The organism is Prosthecobacter sp. (assembly GCF_044373815.1).
In the GTDB taxonomy this organism is placed as follows: Bacteria; Verrucomicrobiota; Verrucomicrobiia; order Verrucomicrobiales; family Verrucomicrobiaceae; genus Prosthecobacter.
The window spans coordinates 1-6,952 of sequence record NZ_JBIPNG010000356.1 but is presented as its reverse complement, the minus strand read 5'-3'; the positions used below and the strand labels follow the sequence as shown (position 1 = coordinate 6,952).

General features: G+C 58.9%; 5 protein-coding genes. 1 reads left to right on the top strand and 4 read right to left on the bottom strand.

Annotated elements, in window-relative coordinates; genetic code table 11:
* Window positions 1–186: SUMF1/EgtB/PvdO family nonheme iron enzyme (locus ACIREA_RS23005; protein ID WP_397384687.1), on the top strand; the 186-nt coding region annotated here is incomplete at its 5' end.
* 42 nt (window positions 187–228) lie between these two features.
* Here the strand turns inward: ACIREA_RS23005 and ACIREA_RS23000 are convergent.
* From ACIREA_RS23000 to ACIREA_RS22985, 4 genes are all read right to left on the bottom strand, one after another.
* A complete protein-coding gene (locus ACIREA_RS23000; protein WP_397384686.1) occupies window positions 229–609 on the bottom strand; it encodes a RidA family protein in 381 nt (126 codons plus the stop codon).
* A 128-nt stretch (window positions 610–737) separates the two neighbouring features.
* Window positions 738–2,144 (bottom strand): efflux transporter outer membrane subunit, encoded by a 1,407-nt coding sequence (locus ACIREA_RS22995; protein ID WP_397384685.1) that lies wholly within the window; start codon window positions 2,142–2,144, stop codon window positions 738–740.
* Entirely contained in the window at window positions 2,141–5,257 is a 3,117-nt protein-coding gene (locus ACIREA_RS22990) for an efflux RND transporter permease subunit (RefSeq protein WP_397384684.1), read from the bottom strand. The genes ACIREA_RS22995 and ACIREA_RS22990 overlap by 4 nt, the downstream gene beginning before the upstream one ends.
* Window positions 5,254–6,952: efflux RND transporter permease subunit (locus ACIREA_RS22985; protein ID WP_397384683.1), on the bottom strand; the 1,699-nt coding region annotated here is incomplete at its 5' end. The genes ACIREA_RS22985 and ACIREA_RS22990, both read right to left, overlap by 4 nt.

Below are 6,952 nucleotides of genomic sequence, written 5' to 3'. Positions count from 1 at the left end.
GGCAATGTGTCTGAATTGTGCGCAGACGCATGGCCCGGTGCGCCGGAAGAGCACGTCATCCGCGGCGGCAGCTGGCTGAGCTTTGACAAAGATGCCATGCTGACATCCGCCCGTTCCCATGCGCTCAAAAATGCCTCACGCGCAGACCTGGGCTTCCGCTGTGTGCTGGATTTTGGCGCTCCTTAAAACGGCACGGCTACCCGACGGGATCTTGTTTTGTCCAGCTCCTCAAGACAGTGCTGCAATGACTTCGATCTCCACCAGGGCACCCAGTGGCAGTCCTGCAACCGCCACGGTTGAACGCGCTGGTTTGTGACCGGCAAATGCCGCTTCATAAAGTGGATTAACCTTGGGGAAATCGGCCATGTTTTGCAGAAATACGGTCGCTTTGATGACAGAGCTCAGCGTCAGTCCCTGCGCCTCCAGAAGCGCGCGGATGTTGGCCAGCACCTGGGTCGTCTGACCTTCCACATCCGTCGCTACGATCTTTCCCGCAGCCGGATCGATGGGAATCTGGCCAGAGCAAAAAAGCAGGCCGCCATGCTTCACCGCTTGAGAATACGGACCGACCGCAGCCGGCACTTGGGGAGTGTTGTTGATGAGTTCCATGCGGATCTCATAACGATCCGCACCTTCGATTCAAGCCTCGACATTCATTCATCATGGATTTGGCACCCGCTGCTTGAGTGTGGCTCCAGAAATTGCGGTGACTTGTGCTGCGCAGCCAATCGCCCAGTTCACCACCCACCACCCAGTGCTTTGATCAGGGCCACGGTCGCGTTCAGACGACGCGAGCGGAGATCAATGGCACTGCGCTCGGCATTCAGGGCGGTGGCTTGAGCGGTGGCAACGTTGATGTAGCTCAAGGTACCCGCCTCATACTGATTGGTGGCGATGCGTTCACTCTCCCGAGCTGCATGCACCGCTTCATTCTGGGCTTCTGTTTCGGCGGCCAGAATGCGCAGCGTGGACAGCGCATCTTCAGACTCCTGCATGGCGGTTAGCACGGCCTGTCGGTAATCCGCGACAGCCTGCCTCCAGGTGGCGTCCGCCTGCGCCTTGGCGGCCAACCGCTGGCCGCTGTCGAGAATCGCCAAGCTGGCATCAGGGCCAAACGACCAGAAATTGTTGCCCTGGGCAAGCAGGTTCGCCAATGCACGCCAGCCAGTGGCAGCCCCCAGGGAGATCGTGGGGAAAAAGGCAGCGATGGCGGCACCAATACGTTCGTTGGCGGCAGCCACACGACGCTCGCCAGCGGCGATGTCAGGGCGGCGCTGAAGCAGTGTCGAAGGAGCCGTGGCTGGCAGCGCAGGAATGTGCGAGGTAAGCGTGGCCGGCTTCAAGCCGAAATCGGCGGGGGCACGGCCAGTCAGCACAGCCAGTGCGTGCTCCATTGTCGCCCTTGTCACACCGGTTTCAATCAAAGCGGCACGCGAGGTTGCCAGCTGCGTCGCTGCGAGAGCGACATCCGCCTCGGAGGCCACTCCCTGTGCTTTACGGTTTCGCGTGAGTTCCAGCGACTTGGCGTAACTTGCCACCTGGCGCTCAAGCAAGAGTCTTTGAGCGTCGGCAGCACGCAGTGAAAAGTAGCTCTGCGCCGCCTGAGTTTGCAGGATGAGCCGGGTGGACTCCACATCCGCCTGCACCGCTTCGACGTCCGCCTTGGTGGCCTTGGCGGTATGCCGCAGACGTCCCCAGAGATCCAGCTCCCAGTTGGCTGTGCCGCCCACGGATTGAATACTTTTCACGCCTGAACCACTGCGGGCGGCGTTGATTGAGTTGGCGTTGCCGGAGCCACCGAGTGCACCGCTCATATTCACCGTGTAGTCGCTCGTAGCAGAGGCGGTCGGCAGGAAGGCAAGCTTGGCCGCCGTGAGCAAAGCCGAGGTCTGCTGCGCTTTCGCAACAGCGGACTGCAGCGTCTGGTTGGAGACTTCCAGGCTTTGCATGATGGCATCTAGATCCCTGTCATGGAAGATGGACCACCAGTTGCCACGCGGCAGATGATCGGCGGGCTGCGCGACTTTCCAGCCGCGGCTTTCCTTGAAGTTTGCTGGCAGATTCATCGCCGGAGCCTGCTTCTTCGGTGAGAAGCTGCAGCCCGCGCCCACTAACAGGAGAATGATGACAAAAAGACGGTTCATAGAGTGGCGGGAACAGAAGCAGCGTGCATAACCGGAGCGGCGCGGTGTTTTTTCAGGAAACGCAGCCTCAGGCCATCGAGGAATAAGTACACCACGGGCGTGGTGTAAAGTGTGAGCATCTGGCTGACAATCAATCCGCCAACAACCGCCACGCCGAGCGGTCTGCGCAACTCAGAGCCAACGCCGGTACCGAGGGCCAGGGGCAAAGCACCAAGCAGGGCGGCGCAGGTGGTCATCAAAATGGGGCGCAGGCGCAGCTGGCAGGCTTCAAAGATGGCCTGGAATGAATCAAGCCCACGTTCGCGCTCGGTTTGCAGGGCAAAGTCGATCATCATGATGGCGTTCTTTTTCACAATCCCGATGAGCAGGAAGATGCCGATCATCGCCATCACCGTGAAATCCATGCCGCAGACATACAGGGCAAGCAAGGCCCCTGCGCCTGCGGAGGGCAGCGTCGAGAGGATGGTCAGCGGATGCAGAAAGCTCTCATAGAGAATGCCCAGCACGAGGTAGATGACGAGAAGCGCCGTGAGAATGAGGACTGGCTGACTGTCCAGCGAAGCCTGGAACGCACCCGCCGTACCGGCAAAAACGCGCTGAACATCTTCGGGAATTTGCAGTTTGTTCACCGCATTCGTGATGGCTTCGGTAGCGTCTGCAAAGGCCACTCCGGGCGGGATATTGAACGAAAAGGTCAGCGCCGCGAACTGCCCCTGATGGCTGATGGACAGCGCAGCAGGCGCGAACTCCCACCGCGAAAGCTGGTTCAATGGCACGAGCTTGCCGGAGCTGGAACGCACCATCACCTGATCAAATGCTCCGGGGTCCTCGTTTTGCGAAGACTCCAAAATCACGCGGTATTGATTCAGCGGCGCGTAGATCGTGGAAACCATGCGCTGGCCGAAAGAACTGTTCAGCGCACTGTCCACCGCCTGCATGCTCACGCCGACACGGGCGCAGGCGTCACGGTCAATGACAAGCCTGGTGACGGTGCCCTTGTCCTCGAAATCACTGTTCACATCCACGAGTTCCTTGAGGCCGAGCAGAGCCTGACGCACACGCGGCTCCCATTTGCGCAGGGTCTCCACATCACCAGCCTGCAGCGTGTATTGATACAAGGCACGACTGGAGCGCCCGCCAATCCGCAAATCCTGCGACGGCATCAACAACAGGGTGGCACCTGCGATTTTTGAAAGCTTGCCCCGGAAGCGGGCCAGCACGACATCGACCGTATCACGCTTGCTCAGCGGTTTGAGAGAGATGAAGACTCTGCCGCTGTTTTTCGGTCCGCCCATGCGTGAGTCAGAACCGCAGCTTGCATTCACCTTTTCAACCGCTGGATCTGCCTGCGCAATCTTGGCAATCTCGATGATTTTTTCGCGCATGGCCTGGAACGAAATGTTCTGATCCGCGCTGATGCCGCCAATGAGCAGACCCGCATCCTGCTGCGGGAAAAAGCCCTTGGGGATCGTCACATACAGCCATCCAGTGAGGCCAACGATGCCAATAAGTGCCGTCAGTGTAAGCCAGTGATGCCGCAGGGCAATGTGCAGCGTGCTGGCGTAAAATGACTGAATCCAGTGAAAGATGGCGTCCGACAGCCGTGCAAAATAACCGGGCTTGTGACCTTCTTTTTCTGGACTCAGCAAACGCGCGCACATCATCGGAGTAGTGGTGAGCGAGACCACAAGCGAAACGGCAATGGCCACGGAGAGCACCACGGCGAACTCTCTGAACAACAGCCCCATGAGACCTCCCATGAGCAGGATGGGAATAAACACGGCGATCAATGAAATGCTCATCGAAATGACCGTGAAGGTCACTTCACGCGTCCCTCTGCGTGCAGCCTCCATCACGGGCATGCCATTTTCGACATGTCGGGTGATGTTTTCCAGCACGACGACCGCATCATCAACCACAAAGCCGGTGCTGACCGTGAGGGCCATCAATGAAAGATTGTCCAGGCTGTAGCCGCAGAGATACATGACACCAAAAGTGCCCAGGAGGGACACCGGCACCGCCACGCCCGGAATCAAGGTGGCCCGCACCCGGCGCAAAAAGGCAAACACCACCAGGATGACGAGCAAGGTGGCTATCAACAGAGAGTATTGCACATCATCAATCGAGGCACGAATGGTCACCGTGCGCTCCATGGTGATGTCCAGATCCATCGCGGCTGGAGCCATCGCACGGAGTTTTGGCATCATGGCTTTAATCTTGTCCACCACCTCGATGATATTCGCTCCGGCCTGCCGGAAAACGATGAGCGACACGGAGACCTTGCCGTTGGTGCTGCCGTAGTTGTAGGCGTCCTGCACAGAATCCGTCACCTCGCCGAGATCCGCCAGCCGCACTGCCGCACCATTGACGTAGCTGACGATGACGTTTTTGTACTCTTCAGCTTTGTCCATTTGATCGCTCGCCAGCACCTGCCAGCGTCGATTTTCATCCTCAATCACCCCCTTGGGCCGGTTCACGTTTGCGGCGGCGATGGCGGAGCGAACGTCTTCCATTGTGAGGTTCGCCCGCGTCATGGCCGGCATGCTCATGCTGACGCGCACAGCGGGCAGCGAACTGCCCCCCACACTGACACTGCCCACGCCATCGATTTGTGAAATCTTCTGCGCAATCACCGTCGACCCGACATCATACATCTGGCCTGAGGTGGCGACGTCCGAAGTCAGCGCCATGATCATGATCGGCGAGTCCGACATGTTCATTTTGCGGTAGGTCGGATTGCCCGGCATGCCCGTTGGCAGCAAACTGCGCGCCGCATTGATGGCGGCCTGCACGTCCCGAGCAGCGCTGTCCACGTCACGGCTGATGTCAAACTGCAGGCTGATGCTCGTGCTGCCCTGCGAAGAGGATGAGGTCATCTCCGTAATCCCGGCGATGCGGCCCAATGTACGCTCCAGCGGTGTAGCTACTGTGGCCGCCATGGTCTCGGGACTGGCGCCAGGCAGAGAGGCCGAGACTGAAATCGAAGGCATGTCCACCTGCGGCAAGGGAGAAACCGGCAGATTCGTATAGGCCAGGACACCCGACAACGCGATCGCCAGCGTGGCGAGCGTGGTCGCCACGGGACGGTGGATGAAGGTGTCGGTGAAACTCATGCAATGGCAGGAATTTCGGCCGCCGTCTCTTCCCGGCGTGAAGGCGCAAAGCGGTCAAACATCAGATAAATCACCGGCGTAGTGAAAAGTGTGAGCAACTGGCTCACCAGCAACCCACCCACCATCGTGAGTCCCAGAGGATGGCGCAGTTCAGAGCCCTCCCCGCTGCCAATCATGAGAGGCAGTGCGCCGAGCAAGGCGGCCAGGGTGGTCATCAGGATCGGGCGGAAGCGCAGCAAGCAGGCCTGATAGATAGCCTCCCGTGGCGGCATGTTATTTTCACGCTCAGCTTCGATGGCGAAGTCGATCATCATGATGGCGTTCTTTTTCACGATGCCGATTAGCAGCACGATGCCAATGATGGCCATGACACCAAGTTCAGTATGCGTCAGTTCCAGCGCGAGCAATGCACCCACTGCAGCGGAGGGCAGCGTCGAAAGAATCGTCAGCGGATGGATAAAGCTCTCATAGAGGATGCCGAGAACCAGATACATCACGACAACGGCGGCAAGAATGAGCAGCAGTTGATTGTTCAGGGCACCTTGAAACGCGAGCGCCGTTCCGGCAAAGGCAGTCTCAATACTTTCAGGCATGTTGATGTCATCCTTGATACGCTCGATTTCCGCCACTGCAGCTCCCAGAGAGACACCGGGTGCCAGATTGAAAGACACGGTCGCTGCGGGAAACTGATCCTGATGAGCAATGGCCAGCGTGGCCGGCTCTTCGATGATTTTGGCCATCGTGCTCAGCAGCAGCTGCTGCCCGCCGGTGGAAGGCACTCGAACCTGGTCAAAGGCGGAGAGCCCTGACTGAAACTCCAGACCATGCTCAAGGACCACGCGATACTGCCCGCTCTGCGTGAAAATGGTCGAAACAAGCCGCTGCCCAAAGGCATTGTAGAGTGCCGCATCAATGGCGGCGACAGTCACGCCGAGGCGGCTCGCGGTTTCTCGATCAATCACCACGCGCGCCTGCAGACCTTTGTCGAGCAAGTCGTCGGCCACATCCGCCAGCAGAGATGATTTCCGCAGTTCGTCCACCAACTTGTGCGTCCACAACTGCAATGATTCAATGCTGGGGGACTGAAGCGTGTATTGAAACTGTGTCCGGCTCACGCGGTCCTCGATGTTCAAATCCTGCACCGGCTGCAGATACAACTGCACGCCGGGAAGGCGGTTGGCCTTGTCCTGCAGACGTCGGACTACCTGCGCGGCAGTCACATTCCGCTCATGCCTCGGCACAAGATTGATCAACATGCGTCCCGTGTTGGGAGTGGTGTTCACGCCATCCACACCGATGAATGAAGAAACACTTTTCACGGCCTCATCCTCCGTAACCAGACGTGAAAGCTCCTGCTGCCGCTGGCCCAGCGCCGCGAACGACACACTTTGCGGAGCCTCTACAAAGCCTTGGATAAGACCTGTGTCCTGCAATGGGAAGAAGCCCTTTGAGACGCTTTGGTAAAGCAGTCCGGTCGCCACGAGTGTGGCGGCAAAAACTAGCATCATCGTCGCGCCGTGATCGAGCACCACACGCAGCACCCGGCCATAGAGCGCAATGATCGCATCAAAACCACGCGACACCCTCTGTGCGATCGGCCCTTCCCCGCCATGCTTCAGCAGGCGGGCGCACATCATCGGCGTCAGGGTGAGCGAGACTACCGCCGAGATCACGATGGAAATGGCCAGCGTGATG

What these genes read in the sequence shown, in the direction of transcription:
- ACIREA_RS23000 (WP_397384686.1), bottom strand. Translation starts at nt 609, where the DNA reads ATGGAACTCATCAACAACACTCCCCAAGTGCCGGCTGCGGTCGGTCCG.
- ACIREA_RS22995 (WP_397384685.1), bottom strand. Translation starts at nt 2,144, where the DNA reads ATGAACCGTCTTTTTGTCATCATTCTCCTGTTAGTGGGCGCGGGCTGC.
- ACIREA_RS22990 (WP_397384684.1), bottom strand. Translation starts at nt 5,257, where the DNA reads ATGAGTTTCACCGACACCTTCATCCACCGTCCCGTGGCGACCACGCTC.